Annotated in this window: 2 protein-coding genes; both read right to left on the minus strand. The window is 67.6% G+C overall.

Going from position 1 to position 24956, the window contains the following annotated elements:
• Positions 1–4: 4 nt before the first annotated feature.
• Complete coding sequence (locus tag ACFIMZ_RS28030; protein ID WP_431822726.1) at positions 5–12256, minus strand: SDR family NAD(P)-dependent oxidoreductase; 12252 nt, start codon at positions 12254–12256, stop codon at positions 5–7.
• A gap of 17 nt (positions 12257–12273) precedes the next feature.
• The gene (locus ACFIMZ_RS28035) at positions 12274–24930 is read right to left on the minus strand and encodes an SDR family NAD(P)-dependent oxidoreductase (RefSeq protein WP_431822727.1); all 12657 of its coding nucleotides are present in this window, start codon (positions 24928–24930) and stop codon (positions 12274–12276) included.
• Between the last annotated feature and the right edge of the window lie 26 nt (positions 24931–24956).

Genomic DNA, 24956 nt, shown 5'->3' on the forward strand with positions numbered 1-24956 from the left:
CATGTCAAACGACATCCTCAAGCGGGTCCACCGCGGTCAGGTAGGCATCGCGGCGGGCGCGGATCACGTCGTCGAATCCGCCGCGCGACCAGGCGGCCGGGTCGTGCGACAGCAGCGACAGCAGACGCAGGTAGCCGTCGAACATGTCCCGCACCATCTCCGGTGCGTAGACTCCGTTGGCGAAATCCCAGTGGCACTCCAGACGCTCGCCGGTCTCGCTGCTCAGGTTGTCGAGGTGCACCTGCGGCGTCCGGCTTTGTCCCTCGCCCAGCGTGAACTGCGTGCCCGGCAGCGTGTGCCGCGTGATCTGGTTCGTGAACACCACCGGATAACCCTGGCGCTTCCCGCGCTCTCGCATCATCACTCGGCGCAGCACCTGCAGACCGCTGACCGGACGGTGCGACAGGTCCTCCGCGTGTTCGCGCGCCACGCGCGATACGCGCTCCCCGAAGTCCAGTGGCTCGCTGTCGCGGCTGGCCCAACTCAAGGTTGTGAAGTCGCCCACCACCCGATCGATGTCCGCATGCACCGGCAAGCGCTCCCAGCCCGGCACCACCACCGACAATGGCTGGTGGCCATTCCATGCGTACAGCACCTCCAGATACGCGCTCAGCAGCACCAGCCCCGGGGCCACGCCGCGCGACGCCGCCTGCTGCTTCAGCGCCGCCCAGCCGTTCAGCTCCCCGCTGATCCGGCGATGCGTGTCGGGGTTCGTCGAGCTCGACTGTTGCGGCAAGGCCGGGCCGGCCGGCAAGGTCGTGAACTTCCGGTTCCAGTACGCCAGGCTCGCCGCATGGGCCGCGTCGTGGCGGTAGTGCTCGACCGCGCGCTGGTATGCGCGGAAGCTCAGCGCGGGAGGCGGTTCCAGCGGGGCTTGCTCGTAGAGCTGGATCAGTTCGGCCAGCAGCTGGCCAATGCTGCTGCTGTCGACCAGCATCAGGTCGAAACACACGTGCACGCAGGCTCGATCGCCTTCGGTCAGCGATACCGATACGTTGACGTAAGGCCAGCCGCCCAGACGCATCCCGTGGCTGAGCAGATCGCGCCGGGTGGCGGCCAGCGCCGTGCCGCGCTGCTCCGGCGTGGATTGACGGAGATCCGTCACCACGATGGCGCTTCGCGAGACCTTCGGCTGCACGCGCTGGCTGCCGTCGGCTTCGATCACCGTGCGTAGCGCCGGGTGGCGCGCGATCAGGCTGTCCATCGCCTGCTCCAGACGCGTCATGTCCAGACGGTCGATCCATAACGCCTGATAGAACTGGCATGCGCCGCCGTCCGGCAGGCTCGCGTCCCGGCCGAATGCGTACGCTTGTTGCTGGTCTGTCAGCGTGAATGGAGCGAATGGATCTTCCTGTTCGGCTTCGGTCAGGTAGGCGGACAGTTTGGCTGTGGCAGGGGTTGATTTGGCTCCCGCGACAAAGGATGCAGCACCAACCGGCTTCCAGTCCGCACGACCGGCCGCCAACGCCGCCAGCGCTTGCGCATAGGCGTCGAACATCGCCTTCGCCACGCCCGGTGCAAAGTACCCTTCCGCCACATCCCAGCTGCAATCCAGCCCGGCTTCGGAATCACGCAACTGATGGTCCAGATACACCTGTGGCGTTTGATTCACCACGTACCCCAACTCGCCCAGATGAGTCAGCGGCTCGCTCACCACCTCACTGCCCAGCATCGAGGTGAACACCACCGGCAACGTCGTCGGCACCGCACGACCCGCCTTCCTCCGCAATTGCCGCAGCACCTGAATACCGCTCACGCTGCTGTGTTCCAGCGCGTTCCAAAGCTGTCCATGGTGAGCCCGCACCGTCGCGTCGAAATCACTGTTCTCAGACGAGTCAACCACGAACAGCAGCGACGAAATCGCCGGACCCACCAGTTCCCGCACCTGCGGATGCAGCGGCGGACGATTGAAGTACGTCAGGACCAACGTGAACGACGGGCCCTCGCTCCATGCACGCAACACCTCGGCAAACACGCTCAGCGTCAGTGCCGTCGGTGAAACACCCAGCGTGCTCGCCTTCGCCTGCAACGCGCGCCAGCCTTCCGCAGGCAAACGGTAAGTCAGCCGGGTCCGTTTCAACGCGGCGTCGCCCTCCGGCAACACGGCCGCGCGCGGCAATGATGGCCCGCCCGGCAGATGCGTCAAGCGCTCCAGCCAGTACGCCACGTCCCGCTGATACCGCGTGGAACCTTCATATGCCTTCATCGCCAGCACGTAATCGCGGAACGTCAGCGCCAGCGGCGTCAGGCTCTGCTCCGGGTCCGCGTACAAGCGGTCCCATTGACGCATCAACGTATCGACCGACAAGCCATCGACGATCAACTCATCGATGCTGAAGTGAATCCGGTAACGGCCCTCGTCCAGAATCGCCACACGGATGTCGAACAACGGCCATTCGTCTCCCGCGAACAGCCGGTGCTCCATCGTTTCTCGCAGCAACCCCGCCTTGTACCGCCGCTCACCCGCCTCCATGATCCGGAAATCCGTCGTCTTGCAACGGTATTCAGGCACGCTCTCCAGCACGTGTTGCATGCCGTCGACCATGACCGCACGCAGCATGTCGTGGTGCGCCACCAGCCGGTTCCACGCACGATTCAAACGAACAATGTCGAGTGCCCCGGCCACTTCGATTTCCGCATAGATATGCGCGCCAACCCGTTCGCCGTCGCTCGTTGCCTGTCGCCCGAGCAGGAATGCCTCCTGCATGTCGGTCAGCGGAAACGGCTCGTGGCGTGCGGCCGGATCGGGCGACCAGACCGGCAGGATCGGTTCGGTGGCTGCGCTGCTGGCTTGCGATCCCCGTTGCACACCGCTGAGTTGCTTGGCCAAGTCAACGACCGAACGGCTGGAATCCGCGATCCACTCCAGCCCGATCGCGCTTTGCAGCGCGGTCTCAAGCCGGTACTTCAGTTCCATCGCCGCGATCGAGTTGTAGCCCAGCGTCTGCAAGGATTTGCGGCGCGGCAACTCGGCCAGCGGAATGCCCAATGCAGCCGCCACCGCTTGCGCGACCACCTCTTCGATTCCATTCTCAGCAATGCCGGGCGCGGAATGCGTCGGCTGTGCGTTGCTCGATTCTGCATTGGTCGGCGGCACCTCACCCGATACCGGCGTGCCGTAGTGAATCGGATAAGCCGTCGGCGCGAACGGATAGGTCTCCCATTCAATCCGACGCCCACCGCGTTCACCGTGCAGCCGGTCCCAAACCACGTTCCCGCCCTGCGCCCAATACAACGCCAGCCCTTCCAGATTGCGCTCGCTCACCATCGCCGCCGCCAGCGACTCTCCCGCCTGACCGCCGAACAGCACCTGCAACGATTCCGCCGACGTTTCATCCGGACCGTGGCAGACCGTACCGCCCACCGTCTCCGTCCCGTCCAGCCATGCGCGCAGGTTCGCGCACAAAACTTCCCGCGTCGACGCCACCACCGCCAGCCGGCGATCCATCGCTTCCCGGCCGATCTGCAACGTATAGGCCAGATCCGCCAGATCCACGCCGCCCTCACGCTCCAGCCGATGCAGCGCACGCTCGGCCACGACCCGCAACCGCTCGTCGGTGCGCGCCGACCACACGAACAGGAACGGTCCCGCCGGAACCAGCCCATCGCGCATCGACTCACGCTGGCGCGCATGCTCCTCGACCACCACGCTGACGTAGGTCCCGCCCGCCGCGAACGAATTGATCAGCGCCCGCCTCGGCTGCGGCACGCCATCCGCGTCCGTCATCGGCGTCCACGCCGCCAGTTCGCGTTGCAGCACGAACGGCGTTTCATCGAGCCGAATCTGCCGGTTCGGCTCGCCGACATCGAGCAACGGCGCCAGTTCGCCATGCCGCATCTGCTGCACCACCTTCGCCAGTTGCGCGATGCCGGATCCATGCTCGGCATGACCGATATTGGACTTGACCGTGCCGACCGGGATCTTGCGGCCACCCGGCGGCAACGCGTCGAACACGCTCGCCAGCGCCTTCACTTCGATTGCATCGCCGAGCGCGATGCCCGTTGCCCCCGCCTCCACCCAGCCGATGTCCTTCGGCGCGACACCCGCCTTATGCAGGCTTTCCGCCATCACCCTGGCCTGCAGCTTCGGATTCGGCGCGGCATAGCCGTTCGACCGGCCGCCGTGCGCAACGGCCGATCCCTTGACGACCGCCAGGATCGAATCGCCGTCCGCCAGTGCCCGGCTGAGCGGCTTCAGCAATACCGCGCCAACCGTCTCGGCAGGCTGATAACCGTCGCTATCGGTAAAGCTCCGGCCGCCGGGCCGGCTGCCCAGCAAGCGCGCCTGACTCATGCCCACATACTTCTGCGGCGACAGCAGCAGACACACGCCGCCCGCCACCGCCAGTTCGCACGCTCCTCGCTGAATCTCGTTGCAAGCGACGTGCAGCGCCATCATCGCCGACGAACACATGGTGTCGACGGCCACGCTCGGCCCCTCGAAGTTGAAGAAATACGAGACCCGGTTGGCGATCGCGCTCGCGGATGACAGTCCCGCGATCTCCTTCTCGCCATCGTCGGCCGGTTGTCCCGGCAGCGCCGTCGCGCCGACATACACGCCCACCCGTCCCTGATGCTGCTGCCGCAACGTGTCGCGGGTGTAGCCGGCGCGCTCCAGCAGGGTCCAGGCGGTTTGCAGGAAAAGACGCGCCTGCGGATCCAGCGCCTGCGCCTCGCGAGGCGAGATGTTGAAGAACAGCGCGTCGAACTGGTCGACGCCGTCGATGAAACCGCCCCACTTGCTGGTGCTCTTGCCCGGTTGCCCGGGGCGCGGGTCATACCAGCGCGTCATGTCCCAGCGGTCCGCGGGTACTTCGGTCACGCAATCGCGGCCCGTCCGCAAGTTTTCCCACAGCGCGTCGGCGTCGCCGGCCTGCGGGAAATGGCCCGCAAGACTGATGATCGCGATCGGTTCGGGGGCGGACCGGGTTTCTGTCGTCGCCGGAGCCAATGCCGCCGACTGGCTCGGCAAGCGGGCCGGGGCGGCGAATCGGGTCGCCAATGGCATTGGCCTGGTTGATGCCGATGCCGATGCCGATGCCGATGCCGATGCAACAGTCTGGACCACGTGCGCGGACTCATCGACGGCCAGCAGCGCGCCGAACTTCTCCGCATACCGACTACTCAAGTGCCGCGCCAGGTCATCCAGCGTCGGGTACTCGAAAAACACCGTCGGCGGCAAATCCAGCTGAAACTCGCGATTGAGCCGGTTGCCCAGATCCGTCAGCATGATCGAATCGAAACCGTACTGGTTCAACTCGACATCGCCCTTGATCGCCTCCGGCTTGAGCTTCGCTTGCGCCGATATCACGCCGGCCAGCAGCGACGTAATCCGTGCGATCGGTCCGGCAAGATCGCTTGTCGCGTGCGACGTCGCCGCGCTGGATGACGGCGTACCGGATGACACCGTCCGAGATGCTGTGGCGGGCAGCTCCCTACGCGCGTCGGCCGGTGCCGGTTCGTCTGCCAGCAGACGCCTGACGCGAACCGGATCACCTTCGAGCACCGCCACCTGATCCAGTCCGGTGCCCCATGCCCGATACAGCGCCTCGATCCCGCTTTCCGTGCGCAGCGCCACCAGCCCCGTTGCACGCTCCAGCGACGCTGCCGTCGCCGCGTCCACCTTCATCCCGCCTTCTCGCCACAGCGGCCAGTTCAACGACAGCGTCCGCCCGTGACGCTCGCCCAATGCCACCAGGCTGTTGCGATAGCCCGCGTAGCTGTCCATGAAGCCATTCGCCGCCGCGTAGTCGCTTTGACCTACGTTGCCCTTCACCGCCGAGATCGACGAAAAACAGATCAGCCAGTCGAGCGGGACATCGCGGCTCGCATCGTCCAGATTCACCAGCCCCGCCACCTTCGCCGACAGCACTTCACGCAGCACTTCCGGCTTCTTGCCGGTCAGCAGGCCATCTCGGATCACGCCTGCGCCGTGCACGATGCCGTTCAGCGCCTGAAGTTCTTCCTGAATCTGCAGAACCAGTTGTCGTACCGCTTCGCGATCCGATACATCCAGTGCGTGATACACGACCGTCGCGCCCAGCGCTTCCAGCTCGCGAACCAGCGACCGGTTCGATTCGTCCGACAGGTCGCTCCATTCGCGCCGCCCCGTCAGCACCAGCGTGACGCATCGCGCGCGCGTCGCGATTTCCTTCGCGAAGATTCGGCCCAGTCCGCCCAGGCCGCCGGTGATCAGATAAACGCCGCCGTCCTTCCACGGCATCACCGGTTCAGCGACTGTCACCTCACGCCAGCCCAGCACGAGTCGCTCGCCGTCCGTGTAGCGAATCCGCACGTCATCCGCGCTACGAGCGTTTTCGCGCAGTCGCGCAGCCAATACATCAGTCGCTTCACCCTGCGCAACTTCGATCAGCTGACCCACGAACTTCGCGTTCTCCAGCCGCGCACTCCTGAGCAAGCCCGCGAGCCCCGATGACACTTGCCCCGCCCCGGAACCTGGCACCACCACCTGAAGCAGCACGCGCTCGTTCCGCTTCTCGGCGAACAGTGTTTGCAACCGCGCCAACACGAACTCCGCCTGCGCCGCGTAATCCTCCGGCAAGCGTTCGCAACGCACACCCAGTTGCGCCGACAGCGCGTCGCAATCCACCTCGCGATCACCCAGCAGCACCAGATGGCTCGTCACTTCAACCGGGTCGCCCTCCACCGCCGCGACCCGCCAGGCAGGCTCCAGCAACAAGGTCTGCGGCGTCGACACCGCCGTCTCGTCGCCGGCATCCAGCGTCCGCACCGACAACCCGACAAACCGCACGCACACCCGCCCCGCGTCATCGCACAGATCGAAATCCAGCTTCTGCACCCGGTCGCTGGCCTGGCTGCCCGCGCTGAAGCGCACATACGACCACATCCGCGCGGTCGTCGGCGCCAGAATCTCCAGCCGCTCCAGTGCAAACGGCAAGCCCAGCCGCGTATCGACTTCGCCCGCCGCGATCAGCAGCCCGATCGACGCCTGCAGCGCACCATCCATCATGCTGGGGTGCAGCAGGTAGCGCGTCTGATCCTCCACGGCGGCAGCCGGCATCGTCAGTTGCGCCAGCACCTGTCCTTCGCCCAGATACAGCGCCTGCACCGCGCGCAAGTGAGGTCCCAGCGACAGGCCCTTTTCACGGAACATCGCATAGAGGTCCGCCGCAACAACCTCCCCCGCGCGGCACGCCGCGCGCACGGCATCCAGATCGATCCGCGCGTCGGCAACCGTCTCCGACACCGCCACGCCCTGGCTATAAACCACCCGCTCGCCGCTCTCGGCATCCACGCCGTGCAGCGTATACGCCAGCCCGCCATCCGCTTCCGGACGCACGCCGACATGCACCTCCAGCCCCGCATCACCCACCAGAATCGGCCGCGAGAACACCACGTTCCGCAAATGCAGGCCGTTCACCCCGACACCGCCGTCCATCGACAATGCCTCGCCCAGCGCGGTACGCGCCATCTCCAGATGCGCGACACCCGGCAGCATCTTCCTGCCTCGCACGACGTGATCCGCCAGCCACGGCTCCTGCCCGCTCAATACCGACGTAAACCGCTGTTCCGCCAGATTCGACGTATTTCGGTGAACCAGCGGATGCAACCCATCGGCGGCGGCAACCACCTGCTCCACAAGCGGCTTCGCGCCAATCTCCGGAACCCAATAGCGGTCCCTCGCGAACGGATACGTCGGCAACCGGAGCCGCTGCGGACGCGCATCCCCATACATCCGCAGCCAGTCGACATGCAGCCCCTTCACCCACAGCTCCAGCAGCCTGTCGTACTTGCCTTTCTCCAGCCACGCCTCCACCATCCGCGCGGCGTCCTCGTCCGACGCGAACAGCGCCAGCTCCTGCTTGTGCCGACGAACCTCCCCGCGATACACGTCATCGATACCCGCCTCGTCCGCCAGCACCGCATCCAGCTTCGCCGCCAGTTCCTCCACCGACGTCACCGCCACCGCCAGCCGCGCGTCCATCGCTTCCCGGCCAACCTGCAACGTATATGCCGCATCCCCAAGGTTTGACGCCGTCACCCAACCCGCGTCGATCGCCCCGCGCAATTGCGCCACCCGTTCGCGCAGCCGCTCCGGATTCCGTGCCGACAGCACCACCAGCGCCGGATGGTCCGCGTCAACCACCCACGACGCCCGCACATCCTTCGGCTGATACTCCTCCAGCACCACGTGCGCGTTCACCCCGCCGAACCCGAACGACGACACCCCCGCCCGCCTCGGCAACGCCCGCCCTTGCGCATCGCGCGGCGCCACCCATTCCCGCGCCTCGCGCACGATGTCGAACGGGCTGCCCTTCAGGTCGATATACGGATTCACCGTCTCGCAATGCAGGCTCGGCGCCAGCGTCCGGTGCCGCATCTGCATCAGCACCTTGATCACCCCCGCCACCCCCGCCGCCATTTCCAGGTGGCCGATGTTCGTCTTCACCGAACCGATCCCGCAATGCGTCTCGCGCACCTGCGCATCGCCCGTCGCCGCGTACAGATCGCGGAACGCCATCTTCAGGCCATTGACCTCGACCGGATCCCCGAGCGGCGTCCCCGTGCCATGCGCTTCCATGTAACCGACCGTGCGTGGATCGATGCCCGCCTCGCGAAACGCCGTCTTGATCAACTCCGCCTGCGCGTTCGGATTCGGCGCGGTCAGCGAATTCGCGCGACCGCCATGGTTCTCCGACGTCCCGCGCACGATCGCATAGATATGGTCCCCGTCGCGCTCCGCCGCCGACAGCCGCTTGAGCAGCAGCATGCCGACACCTTCGCCGCGCACATAGCCGTTCGCCTGGTCCGAGAAGGTCTTGCAGCGCCCGTCCTCGCACAGCATGCCGGCCTTGCTGAAGCTGATATGTGCATCCGGATTGACGATCGTGTTCACGCCGCCGACGATCGCCATGTCGGACTCGCCGCTCTGGATCGCCTGCACGCCCCGCCGGATCGCCACCAGCGCGCTCGAACAGGCGGTTTCCACCGGTTCGCTGGGACCATGCAGGTCCAGGAAGTAGCTCATCCGGTTCGGCCCGACCGACGGCGCGGCCCCCGTGTTCATATACCCTTCGATCGCCATCCGCGCGCGGAACACCAGCCGGCTGTAGCCCGTGCTGGCGGTTCCGACGAACAGCGCGGTATGGCTGCCGGCGAGGCTCGCGGGCGCATGCCCGGCATCCTCGATGCAGTTCCACACATGCAGCATCAGGAGCCGCTGCTGCGGGTCCATCATTTCCGCTTCCTTCGGCGAAATGCCGAAGAACAGCGGATCGAAGTGCCCGACGCCATCGATGAAGCCGCCCAGCCTGATGTTGGTCTTGTCGACTTCCCTGATCGGGTCGCCCCAGTAGTCGCGCCAGTCCCAACGGTCGGCCGGCACCTCGCGGATGCAGGTGCGGCTGTCGGCGAGATTGCGCCAGAAGGCGTCGACGTCGTCGGCCATCGGAAAGCAGCCGCTCATGCCGACGATCACCACCGGATCGTCGGCCGGCCGCGCGGCGGCGGCGGCCGGCTGCACCGGAGCCGGGAGCCGCGCGCGTCGTCCCGCCGGCCGCGCCGGGGCGGCGGCGGACGATGCCGGACCAGCCGGCGTCGCGGCCAGCATCGTCGCTGCCGCCGGCTTCCCGCGCACGTCGAAATGCTCCGCCAGCAACGCATGATGCTGTTCGCTCAGATGGCGGGCGAACTTGTTCAGCGTCGAGTATTCGAAGAACACCGTCGGCGCGAGGCCGAACCGGTAGTCCTGGTTCAGCCGGCTGACGAATTCCGCCAGCATCAGCGAATCGAACCCGTAGCTGCTCAGTTCGGCGTCGCCGTTGATTTCCGTCGCCTTCAGCTTGAGCAGCTTCGCGGCGACCTGCGTCAACAGCCGCTTGACCTTGTCCAGCAGCGCCTGGCTATCGGCGTTCGCCACGCCTTCGACCGGCGCGACCGGCGTCGTCGATACGGCGGGCGCGACAGCGGCCTCCGTGGTCACCGGAACCGGCTCCGCCGTCGCCACTTCGGCCTGCGCCGCGTGCCCCAGCAGAACCTCCCGCATCCGCGCCGCGCGCCCCTCGACCACGGCGACCTGATCCAGCCCACTGCCCAGCGCGCGGTACAGCGCCGCGACGCCGCTCTCGGTGCGCATCGCGACCATCCCCGTCGCCTGCTCCATCGCGCGCTCCGTGGACGCGTCCACGCGCATGCCGCCGTCCTGCCACAGCGGCCAGTTCACCGACACCATGCGGCCGCGCCGCTGCCCGCTCGCCGCGAGGCTGTTGTGATGCGCCGCATAGGCGTCCATGAATGCATTGGCGGCGGCGTAGTCGGTCTGCCCGGCGTTCCCCAGCACCCCGGCCAGCGACGAGAAGCAGATGAAGCAGTCGAGGTCCAGCGCGCGGCTCGCCTCGTCCAGATTGATCAGGCCCGCCACCTTCGGTCCCAGCACGGCGGCGCACTCGGCCGGCGTCTTCTTCGCAAGCAGGCTGTCGCGCAGCACACCGGCGGCGTGCACGATCCCGTCCAGCGCCTGATGATCCTCCCGTACCTGCAGGACGGCTTGCGCGACCGCGTCGCGGTCCGTCACGTCGACCGCCCGGTATTCGACCGTCGCGCCCAGCGCTTCCAGCGCGCGGATTCGCTGCACGCCGTCCGGCGCGTCGATCGACTCGATCCGGCGTCGGCCGGTCAGCACGAGCGTCGCGCCGCTGGCGCGCGCGGCAATCTCCCGCGCCGTCAGATAACCCAGACCGCCCAGCCCTCCCGTGATCAGGTAGACGCCGCCGTCCTTCCACGGCACCCGCGGCCGGTCGACCGTCAGTTCGCGCCAGCCCAGCACGTGCCGCTCGCCGCCGACATAGCGGATCCGCTTGTCGTCGGGATGACGAATATTTTCCCGCAGCACGGCCGCGACACGGTCGGCGTCGTCCGTGTCGATCTCGATCACCTGCCCGACGAATCTCGGGTATTCCAGCCGGGCGCTCCGGAGCACGCCATCGAGCGCCGCCGATAACCGTTGCGCCCCCGACGCGGGCACCACCAGTTGCACCAGCAACGATTCCGCCGGGTTCGCGTCCAGCCCCTCGCGCACCTGCTCCAGCACGGCCTCGACCTGCGCCGCGAAATCTTCCGGCAACGTCGTGCAGCAAGCCGGAAGCCGCGCCGCCAGCGCCACCGCGTCGACCGCGCCGCCGTGGCACAGCACGCGATGCTCGCCATCGCGCGGCGGCTCGCCGGGCAGAACCGGCGCGGCCCGCCAATCGGGCTGCAACAGCAGCGTTTCCGCCTCGGTCGCGCGCTGGCCGGCGGCGCTCGCCTGATCGAGGATCCGGGTCGAGAATCCCCGGAAGCGCACGCGGACCTGTCCGCTCGCATCGCACACATCCAGATCGTATTTCTGCACGCGGTCGGTCACGCGACTGCCCGGGCTGAAGCGCGCCACCGCCCACGCGTCGCCCCGCAACCCGTCGCTGCCCAGCACCTCCAGCTCCTGCAACGCGAACGGCAGCGCCAGCGGCCCCTCCACGCGAGCGCCGCTGACCCGCAAGCCCACCGACGCCGTCACGGCGGCATCCATCAGGCTCGGATGCAGCACGTACCCGTCGTGCGCGGTCCCCTCCGGCTGCGCGAGCCGGGCCAGCACCACGTCCTCGCCGATCCACAGCTCCTGCACCGCGCGCAGGCCCGGGCCCAGCGCCAGCCCCTTGTCGCGATACAGCGCGTAGAACACGTCGGCCGTCAGGTGTTCGCGCGTGCAGGACGCGCGCAACGCGGCAAGGTCGACCGTCGCGGCCGCGCCGGCCGTCCACTCGGCCGTCCCCCGGCTGTGGATCGCGGGGGCTTCGCCCGCGTCGTCCGGACGCACGTAGATCTCGTAGTCGATCGCGCCATCCGCTTCCGGGTAGAGCCCGATATGGACCTCGACCGGTGTGTCCTGAACCACGATGGGCCGCGCCCACACCACGTTGCGCAGGCGCATGCCCGCCCCCGGCGCGGGCCTCTCAGACGCGCGCGCCAGCGCTTCGCGGGCCATCTCCAGGTAGCACACGCCGGGCAGCACGCGCTGCCCCTTGACCACATGGTCGGCCAGGAAGAACGCGTGCGCGTGCAGCGTGGAGCTGAAGCGCTGTTCGGCGAGGTCCGAGGTGTTGCGCTGCAGGAGCGGATGCAACGGCGCACCACCCGCTTCCGCCCGCGCCTGATATTGGCGGATGAAGTCCAGCGCGTCGCCCTTGGACAGCCGCCGGTTTTTGACTTCGCCAAAGATGTATTGAACGAGATCCGTCACGTTGCGATTCCTGTTGGTCACGACAACATCGTGCGTCTGGCTTGCCGCACGGCCGTATCGACGCTGACCGAGTCGTCCAGCAACCCGTCCAGCAAACGGCCGAGCAGCGCGTCGTCGAAATGTTCGCGAGGCGCGGCCGGCGGCGGCGCCGATGTGGCCGGCGCCTCGATCCAGTAGCGCTCCTGCGCGAACGGATAGGCCGGCAGGCTGATCCGGTTCGGCTGGCGCTCGCCGTACAGACGGCGCCAGTCGAACGCGAGCCCCTTGACCCACAGTTCCAGCAGCTTGTGATACTTGCCCTTGGCGAGCCACGCATCGAGCGCCCGGTCCAGGTCTTCGTCGACGCTGAAGACCGACAGCTCGTCGTTCTGCCGGCGAACTTCCGCCCGCCATACGCCGTCGATCGCGGGCCGACCGGACGCGATCGCTTCCAGCGTGGCGGCGAGTTGCCCGGCCGAAGGCGCGACGAACGCGAGACGCTGCGCCATTGCATCGCGGCCAACCTGCAGGGTGTAGGCGACGTCGGCCAGGTTGTGGTCGCTCACCACGCCCCGGCGCACCGCGTCGAGCAGCTGGTGCACGCGCGCCTGCAGGCGCTCGGCATTCCGCGCGGACAACACGATCAGCGCGGGGTGCGCACCGCCCGCCACGGCCGGACGCGCCGCCGCCGCGCGCGGCACGTATTCCTCCAGCACCACATGGGCGTTCACGCCACCGAAGCCGAACGACGACACCCCCGCGCGCCTCGGCAACGGCCGGCCCGCCGCGTCGTGAGCCGGCAGCCACTCGCGCGCCTCGCGCACCACGTAGAACGGGCTGCCGTCGAGCTCGACATAGGGATTGAGGTGCTCGCAATGCAGGCTGGGCGCGAGTGTCCGATGCCGCATCTGCAACAGCACCTTGATCACGCCCGCCACCCCCGCCGCCAGCTCGAGGTGGCCGATGTTGGTCTTCACCGAACCAATCCCGCAGTGCGCGTCCGTCGCATCCGGACGGCCGGCTGCCGCGTTCAGGTCGCGGAACGCCATCTTCAGGCCGTTGATCTCGATCGGATCGCCCAGCGGCGTGCCGGTGCCGTGCGCCTCGATATAGCCGATGGTCGCGGGGTCCACGCCGGCCCGGCGGATCGCGGTCTTGATCAGCGCCGCCTGCGCATGCGGATTCGGCGCGGTCAGCGAGTTGGCCTTGCCGCCGTGGTTCTCCGCGGTGCCGCGAATCAGGCCATAGATATGATCGCCGTCGCGCTCCGCCGCGCTCAGGCGCTTGAGCAGCAGCATGCCGACGCCCTCGCCGCGCACGTAGCCGTTCGCCTGCTCGGAGAAGGTCTTGCAGCGGCCGTCCGCGCTCAGCATGCCGGCCCGGCTGAAGCTGATCGTCGCATCGGGCGTCGGCACCGTGTTGACGCCGCCGACGATCGCCAGTTCGCATTCGCCGTTCTCGATCGCCTGCACGCCGCGGTGGATCGCCACCAGCGAACTGGAGCAGGCGGTTTCCACCGGCTCGCTCGGGCCGTGGAAGTCGAGGAAATAGCTCATCCGGTTCGGCCCCACCGATGGCACGGTGCCGGTGGACGAATAGCCGTCGATCGCCACCTGCGCCCGCTTGATCAGATCGCCGTAGCCGGTGCCGTAGGTTCCCGCGAAGAGCGCCGTCTGACTGCCCGCCAGCCCGGCCGCCGCATAACCGGCGTCCTCCAGCGTGTTCCACACGTGCATCATCAGCAGACGCTGCTGCGGGTCCATCAGTTCGGCTTCCTTGGGCGAGATGCCGAAGAACAGCGGATCGAAATCACCCATGCCGTCGATGAAGCCGCCCCACTTCGCGTTGGTCCGGTTTTCCTCGACCATCGGATCGCCGTAGATCGCCTGCCAGTCCCAGCGGTCGGCGGGGACTTCGGTGATGCAGTCGCGACCGCTGGACAGATTGCGCCAGAACGCGTCGAGATCGGCCGCCTGCGGGAAGCGGCAGCTGACGCCGATGATCGCGATCGGCTCGCGGGCGGCCGGCGCGCCGGCGCGCGGACGCTCGACGGCGCGGCGCGGCCGGAGGGCGGACGCCCTGCCGGATGTGGCGGGCGCGGCGGATGCCGCGGGGGTTTCCGCACGGGACACGTCGGGCGTCGCCCCGGCGGGCGCGCTGAAGCGCTCGGCGAACAGCGGCTGGTAAGCATCGGCCAGGTGGTCGGCGAAGCTGTTCAGCGTCGGATATTCGAAGAACAGCGTCGGCGCGATGCGCGTTCCGCATTCCTGATTCAGGCGATTGCCGAACTGGGTCAGGCTAACCGACTCGAAGCCGTAGTCGTTGAATTCGGCATCCGGGTCGATGTCTTCCAGGCGGACCTTCAGCAATGACGATATCGACTGGCTCAACAGCTGGCGGATCTTGTCGCGCAAGCTGCCGGTGTCGACCAGGGCGTCTCGCGCCGGCACCGGTGTGTCGGATGCGTGGCCGGTCGCGGCAGGGGCCGGGACGTCGAGGCCGAAGAGCCGGCTGATGCGCGTGCGCTCTCCCTGCGCCGTCGCGACCTGATCGAAGCCGCTGCTCCATGCGCGGTACAGGGCATCGATGCCATCCGCGTTCGACATCGCCACCATGCCGGTGGCGTCGCTCAGCGCGCGCTCCACGGATTCATCCACCCGCATCCCGCCGTCACGCCACAACGGCCAGTTCAACGACAGCGTCCGGCCATGGCGGCGGCCCATCGCCACCTGGCTGTTGCGGTATGCCGCGAAGGCATCCATGAATCCGTTCGCTGCTGCATAGTCCGTCTGGCCCGCGTTACCCCAGACCGCCGTCAGCGACGAGAAACAGAGAAAGCAATCCAGTTCGATCTCGCGGCTCGCTTCGTCCAGGTTCATCAGGCCCGCGACCTTCGGGCTCAAGACTTCGTGCAGCGACGCTGCGGTTTTGTGCATCAGCAGCCCGTCACGCAACACGCCTGCCGCATGCACGATTCCGCTCAGGCCCGCGTGCGACTCCTGAATCTCCAGCACCGCTTGCCGCACCGCGTCCCGGTTCGATACGTCCAGTTCGCGGTATTCCACGGTCGCGCCTCGGGCTTCCAGTGCGCGCAACTGCTCGCGTCCTGATGCGTCAAGCGCGCGGCGGCCGCTCAGCACCAGCGTAGCGCCCGGTGCGCGCGAAGCGATCTCGTCCGCGAAGATGCGGCCCAGACCACCTAGCCCGCCCGTGATCAGATAAACCCCGCCCGCCTTCCACGGCACCGACGGCTCGGCTTCCGTCACCTCACGCCAGCGCAGGACTTGCCGTTCGCCCTCGGCATAGCGAATCTGTGTATCGTCCGGCGTCGCGCGGTTTTCCTTCAGCTTGATCGCCAGTTGGGCCGCATCTTCCTCGCGATCCACCTCGATCAATTGCCCGATCAGCTTCGGCTGCTCGAGCTTCGCGCTCCTCAGCAAGCCCGACAATCCCGCCGATACCTGTTCCGCCCCAAAGGCCGGCACGACCACCTGTATCAGCACCGGACCGGCATGCTTCGCGCGCAGCAGCGATTGAACATGCGTCAGCAGGGCTTCCGCCTGCGATGCGTAATCTCCGGACAAGGTCTCGCACCGTGCGTTCACTTGCGACGACAACGCCGCCACATCCGTTTGTTCGCCCACGAGCAGCACCAGATGCTCGCTATAAGCAGGCGCCTCTGTACTTGCGGCCACGCGCGCCGTCTCCCACACCGGATGCAGCAGCAACGTTTCCGTTTCAGCGACAGTCGGCACTGGCTCGACCGCCTCTTCCATCACTCTTGTCGCAAACCCACGCAAGCGCACACACACCCGTCCCTCGTCGTCACACACATCGAGGTCGAATTTCCGTACCCGCGCTTCCGGTCCGCTCCCCGCGCTGAACCGCGCCCACACCCACATCCGCTCGACGCACCCGGCCAGCACGTCCACGTGATCCACCGCAAACGGCAACGACGAACGCCCCGTCTCTTCCCACTCCTCGCGCAACAGCCCCGCCACCGACTGCAGCGCCCCATCCATCACGCTCGGATGCAGCACGTACTGCTCGCGCGTCCCGGCCACCGCCGACGGCAGCACCAACCGCCCCAGCACCTGCCGCTCACCCACATACAGGCACTCGATCGCCTGATGCGCGGCACCGTATTGCAAGCCTCGCCCCGAGAAGCGCGCATAGCACGCGTCAGCCGACCACGCCTCGCCGCCGCATTGCGCGCGCAGCGCCTCTACATCCACCCGCTCCGGCTCGCCTGCTTCTATCCGTTCGACCCGACCCTGGCTGTACGTCACCTGTCCCGACGGATCCTCTCCATACACCTCATACGCCAGTGTCCCGTCTTCCTCCGGATACAAACCCAGATGCGCTTGCACCGCCCCGCCTTCCACCACCAGCGGCCTGCTCCACACCACATGACTCAGCCTCACGCCGAGCGTCATCGCATCGCCGCCATCCGCCAGCCCCAGTGCCGCGCGCACCATCTCCAGATACGCCACGCCCGGCAGCACCTTCCGCCCCTGCACCTGATGGTCCGACAGGAAAAACGCCTCGCCGTCGAATACCGTGCTGTACCGCAGTCCGTCCAGATCCGACGTATTCCGCTGCACCAACGGATGCAAACCCGCGACCGCGCGCACCGTATCCGCCGCCGCCATCGCCACCTCCGGCAGCCAGCAGCGCTCCTTCGCGAACGGATAGGTCGGCAGGCTGATCCGGCTCGGCTTGTGTTCGCCATACAACCGCGCCCACTCCACCGCGAATCCCTTGACCCACAGTTCCAGCAGCTTGCCGTGCTTGCCCTTCGCCAGCCACCCGCTCACCACATCGGACAGGTCCTCGTCCGACGCCAGCAACGACAGTTCCTCGCGATGCTTCCGGACCTCGCCGCGATATACGCCATCGACCCGCGTATCGCCAGCCAGTACCCCGCGCAGCTTGTCGGCCAGTTCTTGCGCGGAACCAGCCAGCACGGCCAGCCTCTCGTCCATCGCCTCGCGGCCCACTTGCAGCGTGTAGGCCGCGTCGACAAGGTTCGCATCGGAAACCAAGCCCTGTTCCAGTGCCTCCGCCAACTGACGCACACGCTCCCGCAAACGCTCACCGTTGCGCGCCGACAGCACCACCAGCGCCGGCTGTCCGTCAGGCTGGCGATACGGCGGGACGTCTTCCGATGGCCGGTATTCCTCGACGATCACATGCGCATTCGCACCGCCCGCGCCGAACGACGAGATTCCCGCGATCCGCGGATACTCGCGACGCTCCCCATCGAGATCCAGCACCGGGCGCTTCCATTCCGCCAACTCCTGCTGCACGACGAACGGCGTGTCCTCGAACACGATGTTCGGATTCAGCGTCCGCGCGTGCAGGCTCGGCGCCAGTTGGCCATGGCGCATCTGCAACAGCACCTTCGTCAGCCCCGCGATCCCCGCCGCGCTCTCCGCGTGCCCGATGTTCGACTTCACCGAACCCAGCGCGCAATACTGCCGCTCCGACATCCCCGCGCCCAAGGCATTCGCCGCCTCGTCGAACGCCTTGCCCAGACCGGTGATCTCGATCGGATCGCCAAGCGACGTGCCCGTGCCGTGCGCCTCGATATAGCTGATCGCGCGCGGATGGATCGCGGCCGCCTTGAGCGCGCGCGCAATGACGTTCGCCTGTGCCACCGGGTTCGGCACCGAATAGCCGTTGGTCTTGCCTCCGTGGTTGATGCTGGTCGCCCGGATCACGCCATGAATGTTGTCGCCGTCAGCGATCGCCTGCGCGAGCGGCTTCAGGATCACGGCCCCGACGCCCTCGCCCGGCACGTAGCCATCCCCGCCGCTGCCGAAGCTCTCGCACAGGCCCTTGCTCGACGCGAACTTGCCGTTCGCCAGCACCAGGTATTTGTTCGGATGGATCGACACATTCACGCCGCCGGCGATCGCCATTTCGCAGTCGCCGCGTCTCAACGCGTCGCAGGCCAGATGCACCGTCGTCAGCGACGACGAGCACATCGTGTCGACCGCCAGACTCGGACCATGCAGGTTCAGGAAATACGACACGCGGTTCGCGATTGACGACGGGCTGCACATGACGGTCGTCCCGTGCCCGAGCAACTGCTGTTGCGCGGCATACAGCTGGTATTCCTCGTACATCACGCCGACATACACGCCGACATTGCCCGGCATCCCCGATGCCCGGCATTGCGCCAGCGCTTCCCGGGTATAGCCCGCGTCCTCCAGCGCCGCATACGCGCACTGCAGGAACAGGCGTTCCTGCGGGTCGATGCGTTCGGCCTCGCTCGGCGCCATGTTGAAGAAGCGCGAATCGAATTCGTCCACGCCGTCGATGAAACCGCCCCACTTCGCATAGGTCTTGCCGGCGCGCTCCTTGTCCGGATCGAAGTACAGGCTGTGGTCCCAGCGATCGGACGGCACTTCGACAATGCTGTCGATGCCGCCGCGCAGGTTTTCCCAGAACGCGGCGAGATCGTCGGCCTGCGGATAGCGGCCGGCGACGCCGATGATCGCGATCTCGTCCCGCGATACCGGCGCGGCCGGCCGCGCCGCGCGGGCCGCGCCGAGGCGATTGGCCGGACGGCGCGCCGGCATCGCCGCGACGCCGGCTTCCGGCGCGGATGCGGGCGCCGGCGTGGCCGCCGTTCCCAGCAAGGACGCCAGCCGTCCCGCGTGGTGCGCGACAAAATATCCGGCCAGTTCCTGCAACGTCTGATACTCGAAGAACAAGGTCTTCGACAACGGACCGAAGATCCGCTCCAGTTCCGTGGTCAGGCTCATCACGAGGATCGAGTCGATGCCGTATTTTTCCAGCGGCGCATCGACTTCGATTTTTTCCGGCGGCAAATGCAGCACGCCGGCGCATAACGTGCACAGGTAGCGCGCCGTCTTTCCGGAGAGGTCCATCACCGCCTCCGGAGCAACGGCCACTGCCGGTGCTTCCCCGGGTGTCGCCGTCACGGCCGGCCCGGTCAATACCGACAGGATCCGGGCCGCATGGCCCGCCGCCGCCATCACCTGATCGAAGCCGCTGCTCCATGCGCGGTACAAGGCATCGACGCCATCCGCGTTCGACATCGCCACCATGCCGGTGGCGTCGCTCAGCGCGCGCTCCACGGATTCATCCACCCGCATCCCGCCGTCACGCCACAACGGCCAGTTCAACGACAGCGTCCGGCCATGGCGGCGGCCCATCGCCACCTGACTGTTGCGGTATGCCGCGAAGGCATCCATGAATCCGTTCGCCGCCGCATAGTCCGTCTGGCCCACGTTGCCTCGAACCGCCGTCAGCGACGAGAAGCAAAGGAAGCAATCCAGTTCGATCTCGCGGCTCGCTTCGTCCAGGTTCATCAAGCCCGCGACCTTCGGGCTCAAGACTTCGTGCAGTGACGCAGCGGTTTTGTGCATCAGCAGCCCGTCACGCAACACGCCTGCCGCATGCACGATTCCGCTCAGGCCCGCGTGCGACTCCTGAATCTCCAGCACCGCTTGCCGCACCGCGTCCCGGTTCGATACGTCCAGTTCGCGGTATTCCACGGTCGCGCCTCGGGCTTCCAGTGCGCACAACTGCTCGCGTCCTGATGCGTCAAGCGCGCGGCGGCCGCTCAGCACCAGCGTTGCGCCCGGTGCGCGCGAAGCGATCTCGTCCGCGAAGATCCGTCCCAGGCCACCTAGCCCGCCCGTGATCAGATAAACCCCGCCCGCCTTCCACGGCACCGACGGCTCGGCTTCCGTCACCTCACGCCAGCGCAAGACTTGTCGTTCGCCTTCGGCATAGCGGATCTGCATATCGTCCGGCGTCGCGCCGCATTCCTTCAGCTTGATCGCCAGTTGGGTCGCATCTTCCTCGCGATCCACCTCGATCAATTGCCCGATCAGCTTCGGCTGCTCGAGCTTCGCGCTCCTCAGCAAGCCCGACAATCCCGCCGATACCTGTTCCACCCCAAAGGCTGGCACGACCACCTGTATCAGCACCGGACCCGCATGCTTCGCGCGCAGCAGCGATTGAACATGCGTCAGCAAGGCTTCCGCCTGCGATGCGTAATTCCCGGACAAGGTCTCGCAGCGCGCATTCACTTGCGACGACAACGCCGCCACATCCGTTTGCCCGCCGACGAGCAACACCAGATGCTCGCTGTAAGCAGGCGCATGCGCATCAGCACGCACCGCTTCCCACACCGGATGCAGCAGCAACGTTTCCGTTTCAGCGACAGTCGGCACAGGCTCGACCGCCTCTTCCATCACTCTTGTCGCAAACCCGCGCAAGCGCACGCACACCCGTCCCGCGTCGTCACACACGTCGAGGTCGAATTTCCGTACCCGTGCTTCCGGTCCGCTCCCCGCGCTGAAGCGTGCCCACACCCACATCCGCTCGACGCACCCGGCCAGCACGTCCACATGCTCCACCGCAAACGGCAACGACGAACGCCCTGTCTCTTCCCATTCCTCGCGCAACAGCCCCGCCACCGACTGCAACGCCCCATCCATCACGCTCGGGTGCAGCACGTACTGCTCGCGCGTCCCGGCCACGGACTCCGGCAGCACCAACCGCCCCAGCACCTGCCGCTCACCCACATACAGGCACTCGATCGCCTGATGCGCGCGGCCATAGTCCACGCCCATGCGCCGATACAGCGCATAACACTGCGCCGCCGGCAACGGCGCCGCGCACACCTGCCGGAGCGCGTGCAGATCCAGCGTGTCACCGGCGATCGAGCCGGCGTCTCCGAGCAGCACACGCCCTTCGCCATGCACCTGCGTGTCACCGTCCGCGTCGCCGCCGATCCGATACACGATGCCGCCGTCGTCCTGAGGCACGAGTTCGACATGCACGTCGACCGGCGCGTCATTCACCACGATCGGCCGCGCCCACACGACATGGCTCAGCCGCACGGGGCCCGCATGCGCGCCGTCGGCCAGACAGGCCGCCTCCCGCGCCATTTCCAGATACGCGACGGCCGGCAACATGTTCCGGCCGCGCACGACGTGATCCGCCAGAAAAAACTCCGCGCCATTGAAACGGGCGCTATAGCGCTGCACCGAGAAATCGGACGTATTGCGCTGAACCAGCGGATGCAGCCCGGCGCGCGCCACGGTCGGCTGCGCGGCGGACGCGGGCACCCAGTAGCGCTCCCGCGCGAACGGATAGGTCGGCAGCGACAGCCGCTGATGCCGCTCGCCGGCGAACAGCAGCGCGTAATCGAGCGCATACCCCTGCACATACAGATCCGCGACCGCGTGCAGCTCCTCCAGATAGCGCTCGGGCGTCGCCGCGTCCCGGCATTGCGCGAGACACTGGTTGCCGTAGCGCTGCAATGCCGGCTGCTCGGGCGGATGCTTCTCATTGACGCGCCCGGTATACACGCGCGACGAACGCCCCTGCTCCAGCCACGCCGTGGCCAGCGCCGTGAACTCCTCGCTGCTGCGCGCCACGCAGGCCCAGCGCCGGCTGAAGTGCTGGCGGCCGAGCAGCAGCGTGAAACTCAGGTTCGCGCCATGCAGGCCGGCTCGCGCCGCGCAGTCGTCGCGCATGCTGCCCACCAGCGCCCGCAGCTGCTCGTCGGACTTGGCGGACAACACGATCAGATAGCCGGGCCGCTCACTCGGTACGATCTCGACCGCCGGCGCTTCCTCCACGACGAGATGGGCATTGGTGCCGCTGAAGCCGAACGAGCTCAGCGCCGCGCGGCGCTTCTCGCCCGCGTCGACCTGCCACGCCCGCAGGCTCGTATTGACGAAGAACGGGCTGTCGGCGAATTCGATATGCGTATTGCCGGACGCATAGTTCAGCGACGCCGGAATCTTCCGGTGCCGCAGCGCCAGCAGGATCTTCAGCAGCCCGGTCACGCCGGCCGCGGCCGTGGTGTGCCCGAGGTTGGTCTTGATCGAGCCGATCGCGCAATACGCGCGCTTGTCGGTATAGGCCCGGAACGCCTGGGTCAGCGCCTGGTACTCGATCGGATCGCCCAGCCGGGTGCCGGTGCCATGCGCTTCCACCATCTGGATGCCCTCGGGATCGATCCCGAAGGTGTCGTAGACCTGCCGTTCCAGCCGCTCCTGCGACAGCGCGCTGGGCGCGGTGATGCCGTTCGTGGTCCCGTCCTGGTTGATGCCGCTGCCGCGAATCACGCCGTGAATCGTGTCGCCGTCGGCGAGCGCATCGGACAGCCGCTTCAGCACCACGACGCCCACCCCCTCGCCCGGCACGAAGCCGTCGGCGCGATCGTCGAAGGTGAAGCACTGGCCCGTCGGCGACAGCATCGCCGCCCGGTTGGCGATCTTGTACACGTTCGGCGTGCACATAAGGAACACGCCGCCCGCCAGCGCGAGTTCGGTTTCGCCGTTCCACAGCGCCTGGCAGGCCAGATGCGTCGCCACGAGCGAACTGGAGCACGCGGTATCGATCGCGATCGCCGGGCCCTGCAGGTTCAGGTAATACGCAATCCGGGCCGGGATGATGGACGTCGCGGTGCCCCACATCGCATGCGCGGGCGGCGCGTCGGGAAGCAGGCTGGTGTAGTCGACGTCGCCGCAGCCCACATACACGCCGCAGCGCCGCCCCGCCATCGACGCGCCCGCATGGCCCGCGTCTTCGAGCGCGGTCCACGCTTCTTCCAGAAAGATCCGCTGCTGCGGATCCATGTAGGTCGCCTCGATGCCCGAGATGTTGAAGAACAGCGGATCGAATTCGTCGATCGTGTCGAGAAAGCTGCCGCGCTCGCAATTCGCGCTCCCTTCCAGGTGGCGCGACAGGTCCCAGCGCGTCACGTCCTCCACGAGGTTGACCCCGTTCTCCAGGTGCCGCCACAGCGCGTCGAGGTTGCGCGACTTCGCGTAGCGGCCGCTCATGCCGATCACCGCGATCGGCTCGCGGCCCGGCGCGGCCCCGATGCGGTCCGGCCCGGCGGCATGATCGGCCGTCTCGGGCGGCACCTGCGCGGGCGCGGAGTCCGTCGTCCGCAGGCCGACGAGATGCGCCGCGATGCCGCGCACCGAGCTGTAGTCGAAGATGCTCGTGGTGGACAGGCCGGCCGCCAGCCGTTCGTTGAGCAGGCGCACGAAGTTGACGCCGAGGATCGAATCCAGCCCGTAGTCGGAAAACGGTTCGTCGATGTCGATGTCGTCGGCACGAACCCGCAATACCGTCGACAGGCAGTCGAGCACCACTGCCCTGATTTCCTCCAGCGCCAGTCCGCCGCCCTGCGCCGGCGCCGGTGCCTGCGCCGGACGCGCGGCGACGGACGCCGCCGCGTCGCGCGCCGGCGTGCCGCGCAACGCATGCGCATGACGCGCGAGCGCGTTGACCGTGCAGTAATCGAATACGCTGGTCGAGTTCAGATGGATCCCGAATTGCTCGTTCAGGCGTCGCACCAGCGTCACGCCGAGGATCGAATCCAGTCCGTAGTCGGAAAACGGCTGGTCCCGATCGATCTCGGCGGCATCGATGCGCAACACCGCGCCCACGCTCGCCGCGACGGTGTCGCGCAGCGCGTCGGGCGTCTGCGTTGCCTCCGCCTGCGCCGACGGCGCGGACGCCGCCGCCGCCGGAACCCGCACCGGCTCCGATGCCGGCCGCCCGACGGCGCGCACGGCCGGCGCCACCGCGCCGCGCGCCGCGCGCGTCTGGCGAATCACGCCGTCGCTCGCCGCGACCACGATCTGCTGCCCCAGCGCCTGCGCATCGCGCGCGGGGAAGCGCACCGCGCGGAACCCCTCCTGCTCGAGCACGAAGCGCCAGGTGTCGGGCGCGAGCACCGGCGATCCCTCGATGCGCAGCGCCGGATCCTCGTAAAGCCACCAGCCGTCGAGCAGGCCGAAGGTCAGATGCGAGTACAGCCGCTTGTCGCTCAGTTCGTTGAGCAGCAGCAGTCCGTCCGGGCGCAGCGCGGCCTTCACGTTGCGCACGCTGCGACGCACATCCGGGGTCGCGTGCAGCACGTTGGTCGCGATCACCAGATCGTAGCGGGCGAGCGCGATGCCCTGCGCGGCGAGCGGCTCGCCGATGTCCAGCGTCCGGTACGTCAGGTACGGATGCGCGGGGCCGTACGCCTGCTCGGCATGGAACAGGAAAGCCTTCGACAGATCGGTATAGCAGTACTCGGCCACCTGCCCCGCGAAGCGCCGCAGGCGCCGGAACACCGACACGCTCGTGCCGCCCGTCCCCGCGCCGATTTCGAGAATGCGCACCGCCGCGCCGGGCGCGTCGCGCAGCCGCGCGTCCAGATACGTGTCGACGCAATCGGCCAGCGCCTCGTTGAAATGATCCGAGACCGGATTGTCGCGATAGACGTGTTCGACCAGCGCCATCGAGCCGTCGGGAAACACGACGTCGGTCGCGAGCCGGCGGCCGCCCAGGATCTCGGGCAGCGCGCGCAGCGTGGCGTCGACGAGCGCGAGCGCATGACGCGCGGCATCGTCGTGCCGCGACGCCCGCGCATGCCCCTCCCACGCACGCCACGCCGCGTCCAGGTCGGCCCGGCCCGCGAGCGCGCGGCACGTGTCGCCGTCGAACGCGACCCGGCCCGCGCGCGTCAGGATCCGCAGGCTTTCCTCCAGCCAGCGGCCGTGCGTGTCGCGCAGCGGCATCGCGTCGCGCAGCCGGCGGATCGGCGTGGCCTCGTCCGGCAACCAGCCCATCGATTGCAACTGACCGTACAGCAGTTGCACGAGCAGGCCATCCCTATCCTCTTGTACAGGTTCCATGGGTCTTGTTTGCTAGCGGTTTCAGG

This window comes from Burkholderia sp. F1 (genome assembly GCF_050813845.1).
In the GTDB taxonomy this organism is placed as follows: Bacteria; Pseudomonadota; Gammaproteobacteria; order Burkholderiales; family Burkholderiaceae; genus Burkholderia; species Burkholderia ubonensis.